Here is a 1598-nt window from a genome sequence, read left to right as displayed (position 1 = left end):
ACTAGCGAACAGCTGGATATCGTGCCGATGCAAATCCGCGTGATCAAACACATCCGCAAAGTCTACGGGTGTCGTGGTTGTGAAGCGGCGCCGGTCATTGCTGACAAACCGGCTCAGTTGATCGAAAAGAGCATGGCCAGTCCGAGTGTCTTGGCGATGTTGTTGACCACTAAATACGTCGACGGCCTGCCGCTCCACCGTTTCGAAACGGTACTTGCCCGGCATGGTGTGGACATCCCTCGCCAAACCTTGGCGCGCTGGGTCATCCAGTGCGGCGAGCACTTGCAACCGTTATTAAATCTGATGCGGGATCGGTTGCTGGAAAGCCCGGTCATCCACTGTGATGAAACCCGCGTCCAGGTACTTAAAGAACCGGATCGAGACCCAACCAGCCAATCCTGGATGTGGGTGCAAGCCAGCGGGCCGCCGGATCGAAAAGTCGTGCTGTTTGACTACACCTCCAGCCGTGCGCAGGAAGTGCCGTTGCGCCTGCTGGAAAGTTATCGTGGCTACGTCATGACCGATGATTACGCGGGTTACAACGCCTTGGCATTACAGCCCGGAGTAGAACGTTTGGCGTGCATGGCCCATGTGCGGCGCAAGTTTGTCGATGCTCAAAAGGTACAGCCCAAGGGCAAGGCGGGACGTGCTGATATCGCCCTGACGATGATCAACAAGCTGTACGGCATCGAGCGTGAACTGAAGGACGTCAGTGACGAGCAACGATTTATCGGCAGACAGGAAAAGAGCCTGCCGATCCTGGCCCAGTTGAAAAGCTGGCTGGATAAAACGCAGTCCCAAGTGACGCCGCAAAGTGTGCTGGGCAAGGCGGTTAATTATCTTGCCAACAACTGGAGCCGGCTGGAGCGTTACGTGGAGGCCGGTTTTTTACCGATCGACAACAATGCGGCGGAACGCGCGATAAAACCGTTCGTTATCGGTCGCAAGGCGTGGCTGTTCAGCGACACGGCCAAAGGCGCTACCGCCAGTGCTCAGATCTACAGCCTAGTGGAGACCGCCAAGGTCAACGGTCAAGAGCCTTATACGTGGCTACGCCACGTACTGGAGCAGTTACCACATGCGCAGTCGGTGGCAGCCTATGAGGCACTGTTGCCTTGGAACTGCCCGCCTGAGATATCACGTTAAACCCGAACCCTAACGTGGAGTGTAGAGCGAATCGTACGCTAGGGAAGCCTCGACATCCTTTGGTGTACCGCCAAACCCACCAAACAGGTAATAGATTCGGGACGTTTTTAGGGCCTCTCAGCCCTGTAAAAACAGAGAATCCTACCCCCGGTACAAAAATCGTCCTACCCCAGGTACAGAGCTAAAATGGCTCATATGAAGACAGATAGGGAGGATCTTTGCATTTAAGTGGCATTGAAGTGGCATTTATGTGCCACCGAAATAGGGCACAATTTTTTGCGCCACCTCAAATATCAGGCCTTGGAATTTGTGTGCCACTGAAATAGCCAGGCTTCGCCATTCTTGTGCTGGCAAAATAGGAAGTGGGCTAATTGCCACAGATGAAGAAATCGGGAGCATAGCTTCGGGGGATCAGATGGTGGCTTTGAATGTGGGGTTCATGGAGCGGATAC

General features: G+C 54.3%; 1 protein-coding gene. It reads left to right on the top strand.

The annotated features are described in order from the left end of the window. On the top strand, nt 1-1146 hold a 1146-nt coding region (gene tnpC, locus IMW75_RS26695), incomplete at its 5' end, for an IS66 family transposase (protein WP_205894303.1). Nucleotides 1147-1598: the final 452 nt, after the last annotated feature.

It is taken from the genome of Pseudomonas gregormendelii, assembly GCF_017114825.1.
Taxonomy (GTDB): domain Bacteria; phylum Pseudomonadota; class Gammaproteobacteria; order Pseudomonadales; family Pseudomonadaceae; genus Aquipseudomonas; species Aquipseudomonas gregormendelii.
This window is presented reverse-complemented; position numbering and strand designations above follow the sequence as displayed.